The following is a 20912-nucleotide window of genomic DNA, read 5'->3' on the forward strand; positions in this document are numbered from 1 at the left end:
AAAGGATTTCCGCGCCCGCGCGGCAAAGTAGCGAACGGAAGTGAGGCCAAGCCCAAGCACGGCAAAAGGCCGCGCTGGATCGTGCCAGCGAGGCCTTTAGGAGTGTCAGATTACGGTTGCGATCAGGCGGCCTCTGCCACCCCTCCTTCCTTCGCCCTCGCAAGGAAATCGACCTTTTCTGCGATGATCTCGCATCCGTAGCGAGTTTGCCCATCGGCGTCGGTCCAGCGGCTATAGTGGATGCGGCCCGTCACCATGATCATGGCGCCCTTCGTGACGTTCTCGGCGACGCTTTTCCCGATGCCGTTGAAACAGGTGACCCGGTGCCATTCGGTCTCAGTCTGGCGGTTGCCTTCGCTGTCCTTGAAGCTCCGCGTGGTGGCGAGCGATAGGCTGGTTATCGTGGCGCTACCGGAAGTTTCGCGGACTTCAGGAGTGTTGCCGACAAAGCCGACCAGGATGACGGTGTTCTTCATTGTTCGTGTCCTTTCGAGGCATTCGATCCGTCCAAGGGACAATCCCTTTGACTGAGCCCCATTGAGGCCGGGCGCGGGCAGGACTGCACCGAGCGTATGTGAGGGAAACCTCGCCCAACGGAGTGGTGCGGGCAGCCGCGCGAAGCGTGGCAACACGGTCCGAATAGGCGCGGGTTGCAGCGCCTGCCCGGGTTCGGTCAGGGGCGTGCTCAGGTCATGAAAAGGGAATGGTTCTTGCAATACGGAAGAACTCTGGAAGCCGAACACGAGGCAGCGCCTCCACTACCTGTTTCCCTCCGGCAAATCCCTGTCCTGTCTTGTGAATCTGCCGCTTGTCGGCCAAGTATCGCGCCATGAATGCAGTCGAAATCGAAGAAGCAATTTCAGAACTGGCCGCCCAGCCATTTGACAGGGCCGAGTTTCCATTCGCGTTTCTCGAAGCGTTCGGGCGCAAGGCGAACACGCTGAAGCAATTGCGGGCCGGGACAACCAATGCCTCGGACCTTCCCGGCGGTGTCCTCCAGCGCAACAATATCCATATCGCCACTTGCGATCCGGGCACGGTCGACGAGACGCTCAAGGCCCTGCGTGAAAGCCCCAAAACGGGCGCAGCAAAAGCCAAGTTCATCCTCGCCACGGACGGCACCGACTTGCAGGCGGAGGATCTGGTCAACGGCGAATCCGTCGCCTGCACTTACAGCGATTTCCCGAACCACTTCGGCGCGTTCCTGCCGCTCGCTGGCATCACCACCGTCAAGCAAATCCGCGAGAACAGCTTCGACATCCGCGCCACCAGTAAGCTCAACAAGCTCTATGTCGAGCTGCTGAAAGAGAACCCCGACTGGGCCACGGCGGAGCGCCGGCCCGACATGAACCACTTCATGGCGCGGCTGATCTTCTGCTTCTTTGCGGAGGATACCGATATCTTCAACGGAGAGGGCCTGTTTACCTCCACGGTGGAGCGGTTCAGCGACCGGGAAAGCTCCAACACGCACGAGATCATCTCAAACATCTTCCGCGCGATGGACACCTCCACGCGGCACGAAGGCAGGCTGGACGATCGCTATCGCAAGGCGGCGAACATCCCTCCCCACGCGGACGCCTTCCCCTATGTCAACGGCGCGCTGTTTTCAGGCAGTGTCGAGGTGCCGTGCTTCAGCCGTATGGCGCGCAGCTATCTGCTGCATATCGGCGGGCTGAACTGGAAACAGATCAACCCCGATATCTTCGGCAGCATGATCCAGGCGGTCGCCGATGACGAGGAGCGCGGTGCGCTCGGCATGCACTACACCAGCGTGCCGAACATCCTGAAGGTGCTGAACCCGCTGTTTCTGGACGATCTCCGCCACCAGTTGGAAGAGGCGGGAGACAACGCCCGCAAACTGCTAAATCTGCGGACCCGGATGGAGAAGATCAGGGTGTTCGATCCGGCCTGCGGATCGGGCAATTTCCTCGTCATCGCTTACAAGCAGATGCGCGAAATTGAGGCCGAGATAAACAAGCGGCGCGGAGAGAGCGAGCGCGACAGCGACATCCCGCTCACCAACTTTCGCGGGATCGAACTGCGCGACTTCCCGGCAGAGATCGCGCGTCTCGCGCTGATCATCGCTGAGTTCCAGTGCGACGTGCTCTATCGTGGCCAGAAGGAAGCGCTCGCAGACTTCCTGCCGCTCGATAGCCAGAATTGGATCACTTGCGGGAATGCGCTGCAAACGGATTGGCTGGGGATTTGTCAACCAACCGGTAATGGCGTCAAGGTTCGTGGAGATGACTTGTTCAATACACCTTTGGACCAAGTCGAGATAGACTTCGAGAATGAAGGTGGTGAAACCTACATATGTGGTAATCCGCCATATACGGGAAGCAAGAAATCCGAGCAAAGAGAGAAAGAGGACCTATCGCATGTCTTTGCGGGCGTTCTGAAGAAATACAAAACTCTCGATATGGTTGCAGCTTGGATTTGGAAGTCTCTCGATCTCTTGAAGCACGGAAGTGGGGGAGCCGCTTTTGTAGCTACGAAATCAATTTGCCAAGGCGAACAAGCTGCTCAGTTTTGGCTGCCATTTTTTAAGCGCGAAGGTCGAATCTATTTCGCCCACCGTCCATTCCAATGGGCCAATTTGGCAAGTCGAAATGCTGGCGTTACGTGCATAATTGTGGGCGTGACTACCAGCCGATCAACAAATTGCTACCTTTACGAAGGTGATGAGCGTCGCGAGGTGTCCCAGATCGGTCCCTATCTGATCGATATGCCACCTATGGCAGTTTCGAAATCCACCCGTCCGTTGCACAAATTGGGACCAATGAGCTTTGGCGACCATCCCTATTATGCTGGCGAGCTTATTGTTGAAAGAGGCGAGGCTGCAACGCTTGAGGGCAATCCTGCCAGTCGGTTCCTTCTTCCGTTATTTGGCACGACCGAACTCACCAATGGTAGGCCGCGTTTTTGCTTCTGGATTTCAGATGATCAGGCGAAGGATGCATACAAGGAAGAGTTTCTGGTCGATCGGTTTGAGCGAATTGCCGAGGTTCGTTCTTCCAAGACAAAGGACGTCGCTGCACTAAAGCTAGCGAAACAACCATTCCGTTTTAGAGACCAAGCGACTGGTCGAAGTCGTCTGGCTGTGTTCGCAAGGCATTCATCCGAAAACCGAGAATATCTTCCTTTCGACGTTTTCAGCTTCCGTGTCGTAGTTTCAGATGCGGCATTTTTCAGCCCGAATGCCTCTCCAGAGATGCTTTCAGTTTATGCCTCGAGACTTCATACCATTTGGATAGCAACAGTTTGTGGACGTATCCGGTCGGACTATCGATATTCCAACACCCTCGGCTGGAACACTTTCCCCGTCCCCAAACTGACCGAACAACACAAAGCCGACCTGACTCGCTGCGCCGAGGACATCCTCCTCGCCCGCGAGGCACATTTCCCCAAGACCATCGCCGAGCTCTACGATCCGGAGAAGATGCCCGAAAACCTCCGCCACGCGCACGATCGCAACGACGAGGTGCTGGAACGCATCTACATCGGCCGCCGCTTCAAAAACGACACCGAACGCCTCGAAAAACTGTTCGAACTCTACACCAAAATGACCAGCACAAAGGCGGCGTAGGATTATGCGCAGGATTGTCACATGAGCCAGATTATGGCTCCCATCGACGCGATAATGCGCGAGCCGCCGAACGTCTGGCTCACGAGCTTCTATGGCTTCGATCCCGGCAATTGGGGTTTTCTAGGCTTCAGCACCGACAGCCAGAGACGCAGTTTCATCCGTCGTAGTGAGCCGGGTGCATTGGTCGTAATCTACGCGGTGGGCAATGCGCCATCGGACATGCTTGGCCGGGTTGTGGGTGTGCTGCAATGTTCCCACCGCGTGAACCACGCACAAGCCTTCATGTCACCGATGGCGTGGGAGGCGAAAAAGAACGATCCGGATCGCGAGGATCGCTGGGATCTTGGTGTGAAGGCCATTCGAGCTTGGCGCGTCGCAGCCGACGCCCGCCCTTTGATCGCAGATTTTGCAAACGAAACCTATTCCGCTGGCAGGGCACAAACGATCGGATCGCAGGGCATGCCTCTAACCAGCGAAGAGGCGCGAAAGTTGCTCGACCTTGATCTTCAGGAGGTCTCCGTCTTTGGCGAAATTCCTGTCGACGATGCCCGCTTGGCAAAGGGTTCGGACTTGTTCGGCGTCAACAAGGCAGGGCCGGTATCGCAAAACCCGCATATGGTACGTGAAGCTGAGGGGCCTAAGAGCCTTTATCAGCTGAAGCTTGATGGCGATATGAGCGCCTTTCTTGGCGAAGATGCTGGCGATGACATAGTCGTTAAGGTCGGGATGTCTGGCAGTCCACCGACGCGCTGCGAAGACCACAATCGCGCCTTGCCGAATGGAGCCTTCAGATGGCGCTTGCTCAGGTCGAATGAGACTGCAGGCGAGCCACATTTCCCGAATTCACGGATCGCCATTGAAGGCGAAAACGGAATGAAAAAGCTTCTGACCAAGAATGGCAAATGGCTTGGTGGTGAATTCTTCCGCGCAAGCGGTGATTTGGTCGATGAAGCGTGGGCGGTTGGGATGCGCGACGCAAAACGGTGGGCTGACCTATCCAGCTAGGTTCGCAGTGATCCGCCCCATCATATGATTGACTTTTAGGTCCAATGGTCCCTATATCTCATTTGAGATACAGGAGATGGTATGAACGCCCATAGCTCAATGATTCATGTCCGGATGGACAATGATCTGAAAGACCGCGCGACCGAGGCGCTGGCGGCGATGGGTCTGTCGACCGCCGATGCCGTGCGCCTGCTGTTCCACCGCATCGCCACCGACCAGGCCTTCCCGCTAGAGCTCAAGGTTCCCAATGCGGAAACCCGCGCGGCGATGGAAGAGGCGGATGAATTCTTCAAGAATGGCGCCGCGCCCCGCTTCGACAATGCTGACGATATGTTCGCCGAGCTCGAGGAAGAGAGCAAAGCCTTGCGCGAGGCCGGAAAACAGAAGTCTTGAAAAAAGCGGCTGCGAGCAAGCGCACCGCGCTGCCCCGGACGATTGGCTATGCGAAGTCGTTCCTGAAAGACTTCGAGCGGCTGTCGCGTTCGGGCCGATACGATATGAAAAAGCTCAAACAGGTGATGCTACTGCTCATCGCCAATGACGCGCCGCTCGGCCCCGAATGGAAAGACCACGCACTCAAGGGCGAATGGCAGGGGCACCGGGAATGTCATGTCGGTGGCGATTTCCTGCTGATCTACCGCGTAGAAGACATTCCGGCACCCGGCGGCGGCATTTTCTTCACCCGCGCCGGAACACACAGTGAGCTTTTCAAATGAGCGCCAAGGATCAGATCATTCCCGCCGTATCGTTCACGACTGCCCAGACCGGCGCGTCGGCCAAGTCGGACGAACTGGGCATGCGCCCGATGCAGGCGCAAGCTTATGAGAAGCGCGGCGAGCAATATCTGCTGATCAAGTCCCCGCCCGCCTCAGGCAAATCGCGTGCGCTCATGTTCATCGCGCTCGACAAGCTGGCGAACCAAAATGTCCGGCAAGCCATCATCTGCGTGCCCGAACGCTCGATCGGCGCAAGCTTTAACACCGAACCACTGAGCAAGTACGGTTTTTTCACCGACTGGAACGTCGCCCCGCAATGGAACCTGTGCAACACGCCGGGTGCCGATGATCCCAAGGTCGCGAAGTCCAAAGTGAAAGCGGTCGGCGAGTTCCTTGCGAGCGATGAAAAGGTGCTCGTCTGCACTCATGCAACGTTTCGCTTCGCCTTCGACGAGCTCGGACCGGAAGCGTTCGATAACCGTCTGGTCGCAATCGACGAATTCCACCACGTCTCCGCCGATGCCGGCAACCGTCTCGGCGCGCAGCTCGCGCAGTTGATCGGGCGCGACAAGGCGCATGTTGTGGCGATGACGGGTAGCTATTTCCGTGGCGATGCCATTCCTGTGCTTGCGCCGGAAGACGAAGCCAAGTTCGAGACGGTTACCTACACCTACTACCAGCAGCTCAATGGATACGAGTATCTGAAGACGCTCGATATCGGCTACAGCTTCTACACCGGGCCTTACACCGAGAAGATTTCGGCGCTGCTCGATCCGACGGTGAAGACCATCGTCCACATCCCATCGGTCAATTCGCGCGAGAGCCTGAAGGACAAGCATCGCGAGGCCGAGGACATCATGAACCACCTCGGCGACTGGCAGGGCATTGATCCCGAGACAGGGTTCCACCTTATCAAGACGGCTGCCGGAAACGTTATCAAGGTGGCCGACCTCGTCGACGACGATTCCGCCAAGCGCGACCGCGTCGCCGCAGCCCTGAAATCACCCGATGCGCGATCGGATCGCGACTTTGTCGACATCATCATCGCGCTGGGGATGGCGAAGGAAGGCTTCGACTGGATCTGGTGCGAACACGCGTTGACGGTCGGCTATCGCTCCAGCCTAACTGAAATCATCCAGATCATTGGCCGGGCAACCCGAGATGCGCCGGGTAAGACCCGCGCTCGCTTTACCAATCTGATCGCCGAACCAGCGGCGGACAGCCCGCTCGTAGTCGACGCGATCAACGATTACCTCAAGGCGATTGCGGCGAGCTTGCTCATGGAGCAAGTGCTCGCGCCCCGCTTCGACTTCACGCCAAAGGACGCAGGGCCGAAACCGGACTTCGACTACGGGCCGGGTGGATACAAGGAAGGTGAGACGAATTTTGGCGTGAACGATCACGGCCAGATGCATTTCGAGATCAAGGGTCTCAAACTGCCAAAGAGCGTCGAGGCGACGCGTATCTGCCGTGAGGATCTCAACGAGGTCATTGCGACCTTTGTGCAGGACAAGGCAGTCGTCGAACGCGGCGTATTCGATCCCGACGTTGTTCCAGAAGAGCTAACCCAGCTCAAGATGGGCAAGATCATTCGGGAAAAGTACCCCGAATTGAGCGAACACGATCAGGAAGCGGTCCGCCAACAGGCGGTTGCTGCGATGACTTTGACCCAGCAAGCCAAGGCTGTGCTGACAAGCGATGGTGATGGCGAAATCAAGGCAAATACCGCCTTCATCGAAGGTGTGCGCAGGTTCGCGCTCAGCGTAACGGAGCTCGACATCGATCTCATCGACCGGGTCAATCCGTTCGAGGCAACGATTGCGGTCTTGGCCAAGTCCATGGATGCAAAGACCCTGTTGCAGGTTCAGGCGGTCATCAACGCAAAGAAGGACAAGCTGACCTACGAAGATGCGCGCGCACTTGCCGAGCGAGCGCTGGAATTCAAGCGGGAGCGCGGACGGCTGCCATCGCTGACTTCTCAAGATGCGTGGGAACGCAAGATGGCCGAGGGCATCGCTTTCCTCCAACGCCACGCCACCAAAGAGGCCAGCAATGGCTGAATTGAGTGACCTCGAACTGCTGGCCGAGCTTGGTGTCGAAACAGCACCCGAGCCGGTTCGAAAGCTGACCCCCCTTCAAGAACGCATTATAGCGGGATTCGAGGACATACAGCGTTTCGTCAAAGAGCATGGACGCCTCCCCAGGCATGGGGAGGATCATGACATTTTTGAGCGACTCTATGCTGTCCGTCTTGAGAGGCTTCGCGCTCTTCCCGAAGCGCAAGAACTCTTGGCGAGCATGGACCCGGACGGCATTCTGGATGCAGCCGAGCCGTTAGGGAAACCATCGGACGAACTAGACGACACTGCACTTCTGGCAGAACTTGGCATCCAACCGGGGTCGGAAGATGATATTACAAAGCTGCGGCATGTGAGTTCTCGGGCCGAGAAGAGAGCCGCTGAAGAAATCGCCAACCGTGAGAGGTGCGAGGATTTCGAAGAGTTCAAGCCGCTGTTCGAGGCGGTGCAGGTCGATCTGAAGGCCGGTAGCAGACAGGCCAAGGCGCTCGGCAATTCTGAGGTCACGCTGGCCGAAATCCAGCCAGGGAATTTCTTCATCGTCGGCGGGCAACTCGCATACATCGCCGCCTCGACCGACGCCTTCACGACTCAGTATGAGCGGGCTGATCGCCGTGTCCGAGTCATATACGACAACGCAACCGAGGCGACGGTCCTTTCACGCTCATTCCAGAAGTCGCTCTATCGGGACGAGTCCGCTAGGCGCGTGAGCGAGCAAAACGCAGGACCGCTTTTTGGAGACACCGCTGAGCCCGACGATCTGGAGAGCGGCACGATCTATGTACTCCGTAGCAAATCGTCGCATCCCTATGTCGACGAGCATCGCGAGCTGATCCATAAGATCGGCGTTACAGGGCAGCCGGTCCTCAGCCGGATTGCCAACGCGCGTAACGATCCGACTTTCCTGCTCGCGGATGTCGAAGTCGTGGCCGAGTACAAGCTCTTCAACATCAATCGAACCAAGCTCGAACGGCTGATCCATCGTGCGCTCGGGCCTGCCCGCCTTGATCTTTCTGCAGGCGATCGATTTGGCAAAACTGTCCAGCCGCGCGAGTGGTTCCTTGTCCCGCTTTCGATCATCAACGAATTGGTGGCGCGGATCAGTGACGGTACTGTCACGCAGCACGTATACGATCCCGCAAGGGCGGAGTTCGTTGCCCAAGATGACGTCTGACTTGCAGTTGGACGCAATCAGGCGAAGTTAGCTCATGGCACGTCAGTTCACCCGCTCCGAGTTCTATGAGCTCGTCTGGTCCAAGCCAATGACGCACTTGGCAAAGGAATTCGGTCTTTCTGACGTCGCCTTGCACAAGATTTGCCGCAAGCACGATGTACCCAACCCTCCGCTTGGATGGTGGGCAAAACATGCAGCGGGCCAAAGGGTCAAACGAACACCGCTACCCAGGCTGAAGTCGGGCATTTCCGACACGATCAACATCGCTGGCGGAGAGCTCCGCAACGAACCCGATTCCGTCGCGCAAATCCGCGAAGAGGCCCGCGTTCGGGCCTCGGCGTTCGATCCCAAAAAGGTCGATCAGGAACATTCCATCGTAACGCGATCGATGGCCAAGTTGCGCAAGGCAAAGCCTGACGAACGGGGATTGGTGAGGCTCGCTCAGTCCGCCTTGATCGACGCGGAATTAGCGCCGGATTCAATTGATCGGATCGAACTATCGCTCAACCGAATAGTCACGGCAGCACAGGTCCAAGGCTTTGAACTCAGCGGCAAGGCTGAACGCGCCGCGTTCACGGACGGAAACGTGATTGTCCCCTTCAGTCTAAAGGAAGCAGTTAAGCGATCGCAGCACGAGCCCACGCCCGAGGAATTGGCGAAGGAAGAGAAGGAACGAAAACGGCGAGAGCGGCGCTGGGCACGGGACGATTGGGATTACGTCCCGAGCTTTTCCTCATTTAGCCATTGGCCAGAATGGGATTATGCACCGACCGGCAAGGTATCGTTCGAGTTCGACCTCTATCTCCGATACTCGTCATCTCTCCGCCGCTCCTTCAAGGATGCCAAGATCCAGCGCCTGGAAAACATGGCGAACGATATCGCAGTGGGTCTTGCCGTACTGGCTTCTGCGAAGCGCGAGGATGACAGGCGAGCCGAGGAAGACCGCATCCGTGCGGAAGAAGAAGCGCGTCGGCGCAACGAGGCTAGACGGCTAGCCTATATCGAAGACCGGCGCCTCAAGGTGCTCGATCTCGTGTTCGAGCGGGTCGAGAAACGCGACCGCCTGCGCCGCCTAGCCACACAACTAACTGAGGAACTCAAAGCCACGTCCTCGCCGCGTTCCACCGAGTTTCTTGACTGGCTCAATGCAATTGTCGAGCGAGCCGAGCGCGCTTCAAGTGTCGAAGGATTCGAGGTGTTGTTCGAGGCTCAACACGTGTTTGGACCAGACGATGATAAGGGCTTTTACCCTTCGCGCTATGGCTGGTAACCAACATCAAGCCACATGTGACGCGGCTGATAGCCAGCCCCCACGATCTCAGGATGTCCGCTTGCATCCACTCAAAAGTGTGGGTCTGAGTGTGGGTCTGGTGAACTCTGAAATCTCCATATCGATCTGATATCAAATCGTTATTTCAGATATAGGTCGGACTCCGCCTCCGCCACCTTTTCAATACAGAAACCTATCATTAGCCGCTCAGCTGCACTGGCGGAGCGGTGAAATCTTATTGGTGGTTTTTCGAATAGATCACCAAGTGCTGCGCCTTTTGGCGCCCAGTGGCAATCATCCTCAAAGCGACCGGCCATTCGGCCAAGGCTTAGCTATTGGCGTGTTCAGCCCGTGCTATTTCGTGCAGCCAATCGGCGTGACGCGGAGCGGTTTTTGTTTGAGACCATTCATCCAGCATCATTGGTGCCACGCGCTTCAATTCGGCGTATTGATCATCAGTGCCAATATCCGCCGCAAGTTCGACGCGGTGACCGTTTGGATCAAAGAAATAGATCGATTTGAAAATACCGTGATGGGTCGGACCAAGGACATCGATACCTTCGGCCTCGATATGCTTCTTGGCTTCGAGCAACTCTGCTTCTGATGCGACCTTGAAGGCGAGATGCTGTACCCAGGCTGGGGTGTTTTCGTCGCGGCCCATATCGGGTTGATTCGGCAATTCGAAAAATGCCAGGATATTGCCGTTTCCTGCGTCCAGAAAGACATGCATGTAGGGATCATAATCCCCGGTGGACGGCACGTGATCCTCGGCAAAGGCGGTGGTGTATTCCATACCGAGGATGCGGCCATACCATTCGACCGTTTCTTTAGCATCTTTGCAGCGATAGGCCGCGTGATGAATTCCTGATGGCTTCACTGCGCTCATTCGGCAGGCTCCGATGTTTTGGCATCAAGCACGCCGCGCGCGACCTGATCGCGCTCGATGCTTTCAAACAGCGCTTTGAAATTGCCTTCGCCAAAGCCATCGTCGCCTTTGCGTTGGATGAATTCAAAGAATACCGGTCCGACCTGGGCTTCGGCAAAAATCTGAAGCAACAAGCGTGGCTGCCCGCCTTCTGTGGTGCCATCAAGCAGGATTCCACGCGTTTTGAGCGCAGCGATATCCTCGCCATGTCCGGGCAGGCGCTCATCAAGCATCTCGTAATAGGTTTCAGGCGGCGCGGTCATAAACGGGACGCCGTATTCTTTCAGACGATCCCAACACGCAACGAGATCTTCGCAGATCAGAGCGATGTGCTGAATGCCCTCGCCGTTGAATTCTCGCAGGAACTCTTCGATCTGGCCCTTGCCGCCTTCACCTTCTTCGTTCAGCGGGATCCGAATCTTGCCGTCTGGCGCGGTAAGCGCCTTTGATGTCAGACCGGTATATTCACCCTTGATATCGAAAAAGCGGATCTCTCGGAAATTAAACAGCGTCTCGTAATACTCGGCCCAATACTTCATCCGGCCTGTGTAGACATTGTGCGTCAGGTGATCGATCGTGTGAAAGCCCGCGCCTTCGGGATGAGGGTCAACGCCGGGCAGATAATCGAAATCAATGTCATAAATGCTGAGACTTTTGTTTTCAGCGCCAGCATACCGGTCGACGAGATACAGAATGGCGCCGCCTATGCCGCGAATGGCAGGGATGCGAAGCTCCATCGGGCCCGGCTCATTCGCAACGGGCTCTGCGCCTTGCGCGATCAAATGGTCATAAGCCTCGGCTGCGTTGCGCACGCGGAAGGCCATGCCGCAGGCCGATGGACCATGTTCGCGGGCAAAATACCACGCCGCGCTGCGCGGTTCGTAATTGATGATGAGGTTGATCCCGCCCTGACGCCAGAGATCCACATCTTTTGACCGGTGTTTGGCAACCCGAGTGAAACCCATCGCTTGAAATACGGGTTCAAGCACGCCTTTTTCCGGCGCGCAGAATTCCACAAATTCAAAGCCGTCGAGGCCGGCTGGATTTTCGAACAGATCTCCGGGGTGGATGGTCATGGAAAGCCTCAAAATTGTTAAAGTAGTTACGTTTGAAACTAAATACGCTGAATCGCTGCGCTTGTCAAAACACAGGGTATCGAGTTGCGATTGCAAACCCGCAGGGATGCAGGCAGGCTTCGTGAAGGAGAGCAACAATGATCAAAACGACGGGCATCAATCACGTGGCGCTGGTATGCCGCGACATGAAAGAGACAGTTCAATTCTACACCGAAGTCTTGAACATGCCGCTGTTCAAAACGGTCGAGTTGCCTGGCGGCGGCCAGCATTTCTTTTTTGATTGTGGCGGCGGAAACAGCGTCGCATTTTTCTGGTGGGCCGATGGCCCCCCGGCAGCCCCCGGAATAGCATCGGTGAAGAAATTCCCCTTTGATGCCAAAACAGCAGTCGGCTCCATGAACCATCTCGCATTCGACATGCCGGAAGACGAACTGGAAGCGACATTGGAGCGCCTGCAGAATGCCGGCGTCGAGCATACCCATGCAATCGTGAACCATGATGACAGCCCTGCCGGCATGACGCAGGAAATGCATGATGGCGTGTTTGTTCGCTCCGTCTATTTCACCGATCCTAATGGGATCATGTTGGAATTTGCCGCGACCACCAAAGAATTCGGGCCAGATGATATCGCCCACGAACCGGCAACCGCCGATATGCGAACGGAGGCCTGATCAATGCCGCGTCTGAGACAAGTTCCCAAAGCAGAAGCCAACAAAGACACCGTCCTTCCGCTTTACCACATGCTGTTCGGAGAACGCGATCCGGTTGCCGAACCCGGAACAGCAACTGGGACACCGGGCGATTGGTGGACTGTGTTTGCCAATTCACCCGACACGCTCAAACACGCGGCGCAAGGTTTCGCGTATTACCGCAGCGCAAATCGCAAACTCGATCCCGTTCTTCGGGAGCTTGGCCAGACATGGGCCGGATGGGCCACAGGCAGCCAGTTTGTGTTCTCGCAGCATTGCAAAAGCCTGCGCGGGCTTGGTGTCAGCGAAGCAAAAATCACCGCCATCACGGCATGGCAAACTGCGACATGCTATGATCCCAAGGAACGGCTCGTGCTCGCCTATGCGGATCGTTTGGTGACCCATCTGGGCCGTGTGCCGGACAGCCTTTTCGACGAGCTAAAAGCCGCGTTTTCCGACGAGGAAATTATGGAGCTGACCTACACAACCTGCATGTATCTGATGCATGCCGTGATGAGCCGGGCGCTTCGCACGGAATTTGATGACCGCGATGATCCAATCACCGAAGTCGCAGCGCCGCCGGGCTTTTCCGCACTCGATTTTCTAGGCGGCGAAAACCGCAAGGATTAGGCGACAAGGGTTAGGCAAGACGCCCGATATTACGGCCGCGATCATCTTGCGTGACAGATAATTTCAGTCCGAAAGGCTCACCGCTTTCGAATGCGGCGCGGGTTGCCGCGTGATCAAGATCGGCATTGCCGCAAACGCGCTCACCCGCTTCGTTACGGCCCAGAAACACCGCGGCGCTGCCGGCCTTTGTGTGGTTGATCGTATAAGTCTCAACCGTAGCGCTGTGAAACGGTCCCGTTCCCGCCGGTACCGCGTCTTTGGCCATTGGCAATTTTTCAAATCGGTCATTGCCGGCCCAGTCAGCTGGATCAACCGAGTAGATGCCGGTCGCATATTTGCTCATCCAGCCGCCATTGGCTCCGACCAGGGCATAGGCCCCGCGGTTCGCTCTGACTTTTTGCACCGCCTCGCAGATAGCATGAGCGGAATAATTGTTTCCCGCTCCGCCGAAAAACGGCAAACCGCCCGTCAGCGTCAGCCCCCGAGGGTCATCGGCGCTCAGACCGAAATGATCGATCTGGTTGAAAACCGGGATCGCAAAGCACGAATAGAAATCAAGATACGCGATTTCGTCCATTGTTTTGCCAGCCCGCACAAGCGCTGCTTCAACGCTGGCGATCGATGCGGGGTTGGTGGAAAGATCAGGGCGCTGGGACAGTTTCAATTCGGTTGCCGCTGAAACGGCGTGAATGTGCACCCATTTTTCCTCTGGAATTCCGAGCCTGCGCGCTGTGGCAGCATTGGCGATAATGATGGCTGCCGCCTGATTCACCTGATCGCGGGCGACTGTCATTCGCGGGTAGGGTTCTGCGACAATCCGGTTCCGCTCTGTCACCGTAGCAAGCTCTAGCGCGCTGCGCTCTAGCGGCGCGGCGGAATGGGGATTAGCGGCTGCGACTTTGGTAAAAGGGGCAAACAAAGCGCCGATATCACGGCGGTATTCGTCGAGATTTTTGCCCGATTTGGCCCGCCGCGCATTTTCTGCCAGCGCATAAAGCGGGATTGCCCCTGTCGCACCATGTGCAAACAGCGCAGGTTCCATTAGGCCATCAACGCCAAACCCTTGATCCTCAAAATCACCTTCGACCTCTTCGGACCAATCTGGCGCCTCTCCCTTGGCCGAAAGAGCTAGGACGGTCGAGATCGCCTCTGAACCGATGATAACCGCGCATTGACTTTCACCAGCGGCGATATTGCGTGCAAATTCGCCCACCAATTGCTGGTTGGTCTGCCCTCCGGTCGTCGTGAGAATCGCGCGGGCCGGGTTTGCCCCGACCCTGCCCGCGATCGCGCGCGGCACATTGCTGGCTGCGCCGAATGGCGGTTTACGATCCGGCCGCGACATTTCAAAAGCACGGATAGCAGCCAGCGTGTCGATCTCTGGCGAGACCGGCGCGCTCGCATTGCTATCCGTTATCGCTGCGGTAAGAGCCCTTCCGGCAAGGTCCATATACGACAATGCCTCGTAACCGGGCTCTCCCACCCGCTCCGAATATTGCCCGACCCCGATGATGACGGGCGTATTATCAGCGATCATTGCCCGGCCTCGCTTAATCGACGAAGCCGTCTACACGCTCTATGATGATGGCCGGGGCCATTCCGCCTGCGGCGCACATGGTCACAAGACCGGTTTTAAGATCGCGGCGTTCCAATTCATCAAGCACAGTTCCGATCAGGATCGATCCTGTCGCACCAATCGGATGGCCTAAAGCGATGGAGCCGCCGTTTACATTGACCTTGTCCCAATGAAGACCAAGATCGCGCACGAATTTGGCGGCAACCACAGCAAAGGCTTCGTTGATTTCGAACAGGTCGATATCGTCAACGCTCATGCCAGCGCGCTCCAAAACCTTTTTGGCGGCCGGAACAGGGGCATTCAGCATCAGCGTGGGATCATCGCCCATATTGGCTGTCTGGACGATGCGCGCGCGCGGTTTCAGACCGTGTTTCTGCGCATATTCCTTGCTGACAACCAATACCGCTGCTGCACCATCAACCACGCCGGAAGAATTACCCGCATGGTGGAAATGCTGAATGTCGAGATCCGGATATTTCTGATTGATCAGCTTGCGGAACGTCGTGCCATTCGCATCCAGCGGAACATCAGCGATCTTGGTAAACGCAGGCTCCAGCTCGCCCAGCCCTTCGAGTGTCGTCTGGGGGCGCGGATATTCATCCTTGTCGAGCAGGACATTGCCCGCATCATCTGTCACCGGAATCACAGATTTATCGAAACGGCCTTCGCTCATCGCCTCTGCGGCGCGTTGCTGCGACCGATAGCCTACTGTATCCAGATCTTCGCGGGTAAAGCCTTCCATGGTGGCAATGGCATCACCACAAATCCCCTGATGCGATTGCGGGTGAACCGTCTGTAGACGCCCGTTATAACTGCCCATCATCGGCGGCTTGATCCCGGCCTGCATCTTCTCTTTCGACATTGCCGCTGTCAGGCTCATCATTTCTGTACCGCCGGCAACGATGCAATCTTCCATGCCGCTCATAATCTGAGCCGCAGCCAGATTGACCGAGGTTATGCCGCCGCCACAAAACCGATCAAGGGTCGTGCCCGATGAGGTAACATCATAGCCCGCATCGAGGGCGGCCATCCGGCCAAGATCGCCGGCCTGCATGCCGTCCTGTGTGGACACAGACCAGATCACGTCATCCACTGTCGAGGTATCAAGTCCGTTGCGCGCCGCGATGGCTTTCAGGACAGTTGCCGCCAAATGCTGCGGATGCTCGGCCGCCAGCGCGCCTTTGCCTTGTTTGCCAATGCCGCGCGGGGTGCGCACCGCGTCGATAATATATGCCTCGCCCATGGGTATCCTCTCTCACTTTCAGATTTGCAGTTGACGTATCCGTAAACCGCCTGCACCACTTGCACAAGAATTCAGTTGCAAATCGAAATGACAATTTAGCTAGGGAGAGCACTGTGTCAGATACATCAACGCAAGAAGTCCTGACGGAAGTTGATAACGGCGTTCTGATCGTCACCATCAACCGGCCAGAGGCAAAGAACGCAATGACCAAAGCCGCGGCTGAAGGTATTGCAGCGGCGATGGACCGTCTCGACAGCGAAGATGATCTTCGCGTTGGCATCCTGACCGGCGCAGGCGGTACGTTCTGCTCGGGTATGGATTTAAAAGGCTTCCTGCGGGGCGAGACACCATCAGTGGAAGGTCGCGGTTTCGGCGGTGTGGTTCAGGCCCCGCCTGCCAAACCTCTGATCGCTGCTGTCGAGGGCTATGCCCTTGCCGGCGGGCTTGAACTGATGATCGCCTGCGATCTCGTCGTCGCGAAAGACAGCGCAAAATTCGGGATTCCCGAAGTGAAACGCGGGCTTGTCGCTGCGGCAGGCGGCGTGATGATGCTGCCAGATCAAATACCAGAACGGATTGCCATGGAGCTTGCCCTGACAGGTGATTTCATCGGTGCGCCTCGCGCATACGAACTTGGGATGATCAACAGCGTGACCGAGGGGTCCGCGCTGGATGCGGCAAAGGCGCTCGCTGCGAAAATCGCGGCAAACGGCCCGCTTGCAGTGAAGGTTTCCAAACAGATCGTGAAGGAATCGCGCGGTTGGGCGATGGATGATCGTTACACGAACCAGGCCAAGCTGATCGCACCGGTCTTCGTATCCGAAGACGCCCGCGAAGGCGCAGCCGCCTTTGCCGAAAAACGTGCACCGAATTGGAAGGGTAAATAAGATGCCAGCTATTAATGTAGCGCAGCCGGAATTCATGGATGACGAGGAGATTTCGATCTTCGCCGACGCCGTGGGCAAATTCTACCAGCAACACGCCCCTGAAAAACGCGTTCTCAAATGGCGTGAAGACGGCCAGGTAGAACGGGAATTCTGGAATGAAGCAGGCGGCGCAGGCTTGCTCGGCGTGTCCGTGCCAGAGGAATATGGCGGCCATGGCGGCGATTTCCGGCACGATATGGTCGTGATTGACCAGCAATCGAAACACAATGTCGAAGGCTTCGCTGCCAGCCTGCATAATACCGTGATCCTGCCCTATCTGGTTCGCCACGGCACCGAAGAGCAGAAGAAGAAATATCTACCAAAGCTCGTGACCGGTGAACTCGTCAGCGCGATTGCCATGACCGAGCCGGGCGTTGGATCGGACCTGCAGAGCATCACAACCACCGCCCTGAAAGATGGCAACGGTTACAAGATCAACGGTGCAAAAACATACATCTCCAATGGTCAAACCGCGGACTTCATCATTGTGGTGGCCAAAACCGATCCGAAGGAACGCGCCAAGGGTATCTCCCTGATGCTGTTGGAAACCGAAGGCGCGGAAGGTTTTCAGCGCGGCAAGAAACTCGACAAAATCGGGCTGGATGCGGCCGACACTTCCGAGCTGTTTTTTGACGATGTTTTTGTACCCGCTGAAAATGTTCTCGGCGGTGTCGAAGGCAAAGGCTTCTATCAATTGATGGGTGAGCTTCCGCAGGAGCGCCTGATTATCGCCATGGGCGCGATGACCGGGATCGAAAAGGCGCTTGAGACAACCATGGAGTTTGTCAAAAATCGCAAGGCGTTCGGCCAGACGATCTGGGATTTCCAGAACACCCAATTTGTCATGGCCGATCTGGCCGCGCGCGGCACAGCCGCCCGTATTTTCGTCAACGATTGCATTGCCAAACACCTCAAAGGCGAATTGGATGTGCCAACGGCGTGCATGGCCAAATATTGGGTAACTGAACTCCAGGGCGAAGTGGTGGACAAATGTCTGCAATTTCACGGCGGCGCAGGCTTCATCAATGATTACCCGATTGCGCGCATGTACCGCGACAGCCGCATCACGCGGATTTTTGGCGGGTCAAACGAAGTCATGAAAATGGTGATCGCGCGGGGTATGTGATTTCGAAGGCGTATCCGCGCCTTCGTCCTCGGTGCTATTATTCGCTTCGCTCACGTACCTGCGGGCGCGGCGTACCCCGCGTCTAGCGAGGACGAACGCCCGGATGGGTGATCACACCACAAATAAGCAAACAAAAAGGGCGGCCCGGTTTTCCCGAGCCGCCCTTTTTCTGCCTAATCCTTTCGGATCAGAACTGGAAGCGAACCGTCGCGCCGTAAGTCGCCGGTTCCTGCACGAAGGCAGAGCGGGCCGAATAGCCCGGGTTGCCGCGCAGGGTGGTGTTGAAGGTCACGCCGCGCGTGATTTCGTCCGTGATGTTCACGCCCCAGACTTCAAACGTCCAAGTCTCGTCAATCGAGCCGATACCGGCGCGAAGGTTGATCTTGGTGTTGCTGTCCTGAACATCGAACGGAAGCAGGATTGTACCGCCGCTGCCCGGGTCGCTGGCCTGGGTTGAGGTCCGGCGATCGCTTTCGGTTCGGACCTGACCGTTGAAGAAACCGAGCAGGCTGCTGCCGATTTCACGTTCGTAGTTCACGCCGGCAATCGCAACGATGTCAGGCGCGTTGGTCAGCGTGTTTCCGCACAGCTCGGTGACCTGCGCGAAAGTAACCGAACCAGCGCAATCCTCGGGATAGCGCGCATTCGTGTAGGTGAGGCCGAGATTGAACGTCAGGTTGTTGTCCGGACGGATAACCGACTCGATCTCGACGCCCGAGCTGATCGCCTCGGGAACGTTGAAGGTCTGGAACGCGGCACCAGTGAATTCGAGGATCTGCAGGTTGGCGAATTCCTGATGGAAACCAGCGATGTTCAGCGTAACCGCATCATCGATCAATTGCGCTTTTATGCCGACTTCGTAGGCATCCACGGTTTCCGAAAGGAAGGTCGGATCAGCGCCCGCAACTGCCGCGGTGACATCAAGGTTGATGCCGCCTGCTTTATAGCCGTGGGTGAAGCTCGCATAGGCTGTAACCGGAGCTTCGAATTCATACGAAACCTTGCCGGTGTAGATCAGCTCTTCATCGCTGAAGGTCGCGTTGTATTGCTGCGGCAGAGGCAGGGTTGCCGTGCCGATTGCAGGTGCGGTGAAGCCGAAACAGCCAAGCCCGATGACAACCGCTGCCGGGATGGGCGCCCCTGCGTTCAAACGCGCAAGGCCACTCAGACAGGCTGGGTTGTTGTTGGCGAGCTGGTTGTAACCGCCGGTCTTGGTTTCATCCGAATAGCGCAGGCCAACGGTGAATTTCAGGCCATCGGCCACCTCAAGCACATTGTGCGTGAAGATCGACCAGCTTTCGGCTTCCTGCGAATAGCGGTTGGTCGCTGTCGTGCCAGCCGGATTCACGCCAGTCAGAAGCTGGATCGGCGCCGGACCCAATATCCCGCCGACAAAGGCACCGTAGAGCAGGTCCGTATCCGCACCGAGGGAGAAATCGGTGACCGATTCAATCTCTTCGTCCGAATAGTAACCGCCGATGAGCCATTGCAGTGCGCTGCCAAAGGCCTCGCCCTGCAAGCGCAATTCGTGGGTCATTGTGGTGATGTTGGTGTCGAGATTATCGACATCGAAGAAATCGAGACCGCTGAAATCGGTGTCGTAATTCTCACTCGATTCAAAATCGCGATACGAACCGATGTAGATCAGATCGGCATTGTCGCCGAACGGGATCGTGATTTCGCCGGTGACACCCCATTGGTTCACATCAGCCAGCGGCGGACGGTTTGCCGTCGCGGTGAGGCGGTCCATGGCCGCTTCCGCAGCGGTCTGGTCAAACGGGTTGGTCGCCGGCTGGACATGCGCATTGCCGCCACGCGGATCACCGCTGATCAAATCGAACACGCCGTTGGTTTCTGTCCGGGCCGCCAGCAATTCGATTGGCGAGCAGCAACCGTTCGAGCTTTCGGAATAATCACCGATCAAGCGGACTTTGACACCGCCTTCGCTCTCGAACCCAAGCTGGCTCCTTACGAGGAACTGGTCGATCGTGTTGGATTCGCCGATCTTGGTGCCGGCCGGATTGAGGATATCGATGTAACCGTCACGATTGCGATAGGCACCGGTCACGCGCAGCGCGAGGGTGTCTTCGATCAGCGGAGCGTTGACGGCGCCCTGAACGTTCATCAAATTGTAATTGCCATAGGTCGCATTCACGAAGCCGCCGAAATCAGAAAGATCGGGAGCCTTGGTGGTGATGTTGAGTGCACCTGCCGATGTGTTGCGGCCGAACAGCGTACCCTGCGGACCGCGCAGAACTTCGACTCGCTCGATGTCGACAAATTCCGAAAGCGCAATGCCGGGACGCGACTGATAGGCGCCATCGACGAAGATGCCGACTGCGCTTTCAAAGCCGATGTTGTTCGATGTGGTACCCACGCCGCGAATACGCAGCACGACCGAGCCGGACGCGATCTGCGCGCTCGAAGTTGAAAAACTTGGTGAGACCTGAGTGATGTTCTGGACGTTCACGACGCCCTGTTTATCAAGCTGTCCGCCAGTTACCGCTGTAACAGCGATCGGAACATCCTGAATATTTTCAGCGCGGCGGGTTGCCGTCACGACGATTACATTGTCATCCTGCTCCGGCGCGGCTTCTGCGCCGCCGTCCTGCGCGAACGCAGGGGCGGTAAACGAACTGCAGGCCATCAGACCAGCAGCGTAGGCTGCAAGCTTACGTGTCATAAAATTTCCTCTCCAAATCCCCACGGCCTTTTGGCCTTATTGGTTCCGGGAGGTAGAATATCAGCGAGTTTGGTCCTGCCAAGAGTCTACCGCGCTATATTCATAACCGTAGCAAAAATGCCACATATTATGCTGCAGCGCAGCATTGCGTCAAATGGTGCAATTTTTCGGCAACTATATTGCTGACCGATCGGGAGGCGGCGGCGGCT

Annotated in this window: 17 protein-coding genes; 11 read left to right on the top strand and 6 right to left on the bottom strand. The window is 56.9% G+C overall.

Going from position 1 to position 20912, the window contains the following annotated elements:
- Nucleotides 1–122: 122 nt before the first annotated feature.
- A complete protein-coding gene (locus FGU71_RS03080; RefSeq protein WP_142787202.1) occupies nucleotides 123–476 on the bottom strand; it encodes a single-stranded DNA-binding protein in 354 nt (117 codons plus the stop codon).
- A gap of 353 nt (nucleotides 477–829) precedes the next feature.
- Between FGU71_RS03080 and FGU71_RS03085 the strand changes: the two genes are divergently transcribed.
- From FGU71_RS03085 to FGU71_RS03115, 7 genes are all read left to right on the top strand, one after another.
- A complete protein-coding gene (locus tag FGU71_RS03085) occupies nucleotides 830–3586 on the top strand; it encodes a class I SAM-dependent DNA methyltransferase (protein WP_142787203.1) in 2757 nt (918 codons plus the stop codon).
- A gap of 21 nt (nucleotides 3587–3607) precedes the next feature.
- Nucleotides 3608–4591 carry a hypothetical protein gene (locus FGU71_RS03090; RefSeq protein ID WP_142787204.1) on the top strand — a complete coding sequence of 328 codons (984 nt, stop codon included), beginning with the start codon at nucleotides 3608–3610 and terminating at the stop codon, nucleotides 4589–4591.
- 81 nt (nucleotides 4592–4672) lie between these two features.
- Nucleotides 4673–4984 (top strand): type II toxin-antitoxin system RelB/DinJ family antitoxin, encoded by a 312-nt coding sequence (locus FGU71_RS03095; RefSeq protein ID WP_234035616.1) that lies wholly within the window; start codon nucleotides 4673–4675, stop codon nucleotides 4982–4984.
- Nucleotides 4981–5307 carry a type II toxin-antitoxin system YafQ family toxin gene (locus FGU71_RS03100; RefSeq protein ID WP_142787205.1) on the top strand — a complete coding sequence of 109 codons (327 nt, stop codon included), beginning with the start codon at nucleotides 4981–4983 and terminating at the stop codon, nucleotides 5305–5307. The genes FGU71_RS03095 and FGU71_RS03100 overlap by 4 nt, the downstream gene beginning before the upstream one ends.
- Entirely contained in the window at nucleotides 5304–7367 is a 2064-nt protein-coding gene (locus FGU71_RS03105; RefSeq protein WP_142787206.1) for a DEAD/DEAH box helicase, read from the top strand. The genes FGU71_RS03100 and FGU71_RS03105 overlap by 4 nt, the downstream gene beginning before the upstream one ends.
- On the top strand, nucleotides 7360–8559 hold the full coding sequence (locus tag FGU71_RS03110) for a GIY-YIG nuclease family protein (RefSeq protein ID WP_142787207.1): 1200 nt from the start codon (nucleotides 7360–7362) through the stop codon (nucleotides 8557–8559). The genes FGU71_RS03105 and FGU71_RS03110 overlap by 8 nt, the downstream gene beginning before the upstream one ends.
- Before the next feature lie 34 nt (nucleotides 8560–8593).
- Nucleotides 8594–9829 (top strand): hypothetical protein, encoded by a 1236-nt coding sequence (locus FGU71_RS03115; protein WP_142787208.1) that lies wholly within the window; start codon nucleotides 8594–8596, stop codon nucleotides 9827–9829.
- 328 nt (nucleotides 9830–10157) lie between these two features.
- Here FGU71_RS03115 and FGU71_RS03120 read toward each other — a convergent pair whose 3' ends face one another.
- Nucleotides 10158–10715, bottom strand: a complete 558-nt coding sequence (locus FGU71_RS03120; protein WP_142787209.1) for a VOC family protein — start codon at nucleotides 10713–10715, stop codon at nucleotides 10158–10160.
- Nucleotides 10712–11830: a 4-hydroxyphenylpyruvate dioxygenase gene (hppD, locus tag FGU71_RS03125; RefSeq protein WP_142787210.1), complete on the bottom strand. Its 1119-nt coding sequence runs from the start codon at nucleotides 11828–11830 to the stop codon at nucleotides 10712–10714. Before hppD ends, FGU71_RS03120 begins: the two co-directional genes overlap by 4 nt.
- 137 nt (nucleotides 11831–11967) lie before the next feature.
- On the opposite strand from hppD, the gene FGU71_RS03130 reads away from it, so the two are divergent.
- The gene (locus FGU71_RS03130) at nucleotides 11968–12501 is read left to right on the top strand and encodes a VOC family protein (RefSeq protein WP_142787211.1); all 534 of its coding nucleotides are present in this window, start codon (nucleotides 11968–11970) and stop codon (nucleotides 12499–12501) included.
- 3 nt (nucleotides 12502–12504) lie between these two features.
- The gene (locus tag FGU71_RS03135; RefSeq protein ID WP_142787212.1) at nucleotides 12505–13149 is read left to right on the top strand and encodes a carboxymuconolactone decarboxylase family protein; all 645 of its coding nucleotides are present in this window, start codon (nucleotides 12505–12507) and stop codon (nucleotides 13147–13149) included.
- A gap of 10 nt (nucleotides 13150–13159) precedes the next feature.
- Here the strand turns inward: FGU71_RS03135 and FGU71_RS03140 are convergent, their stop codons facing one another.
- Together FGU71_RS03140 and FGU71_RS03145 are read right to left on the bottom strand one after the other, a co-directional pair.
- Nucleotides 13160–14686, bottom strand: coding sequence for an acetyl-CoA acetyltransferase (locus tag FGU71_RS03140; RefSeq protein WP_142787213.1), 1527 nt, complete (start codon nucleotides 14684–14686; stop codon nucleotides 13160–13162).
- A gap of 13 nt (nucleotides 14687–14699) precedes the next feature.
- Nucleotides 14700–15968, bottom strand: coding sequence for an acetyl-CoA C-acetyltransferase (locus FGU71_RS03145; protein WP_142787214.1), 1269 nt, complete (start codon nucleotides 15966–15968; stop codon nucleotides 14700–14702).
- Nucleotides 15969–16081: 113 nt separating this feature from the next.
- Between FGU71_RS03145 and FGU71_RS03150 the strand changes: the two genes are divergently transcribed.
- Nucleotides 16082–16855: a crotonase/enoyl-CoA hydratase family protein gene (locus FGU71_RS03150; protein ID WP_142787215.1), complete on the top strand. Its 774-nt coding sequence runs from the start codon at nucleotides 16082–16084 to the stop codon at nucleotides 16853–16855.
- A 1-nt stretch (nucleotide 16856) separates the two neighbouring features.
- On the top strand, nucleotides 16857–18020 hold the full coding sequence (locus FGU71_RS03155; protein ID WP_142787216.1) for an acyl-CoA dehydrogenase family protein: 1164 nt from the start codon (nucleotides 16857–16859) through the stop codon (nucleotides 18018–18020).
- A gap of 187 nt (nucleotides 18021–18207) precedes the next feature.
- Here FGU71_RS03155 and FGU71_RS03160 read toward each other — a convergent pair whose 3' ends face one another.
- Complete coding sequence (locus tag FGU71_RS03160; protein WP_142787217.1) at nucleotides 18208–20703, bottom strand: TonB-dependent receptor; 2496 nt, start codon at nucleotides 20701–20703, stop codon at nucleotides 18208–18210.
- Nucleotides 20704–20912: the final 209 nt, after the last annotated feature.

It is taken from the genome of Erythrobacter insulae, from assembly GCF_007004095.1.
Classification (GTDB): Bacteria; Pseudomonadota; Alphaproteobacteria; order Sphingomonadales; family Sphingomonadaceae; genus Erythrobacter; species Erythrobacter insulae.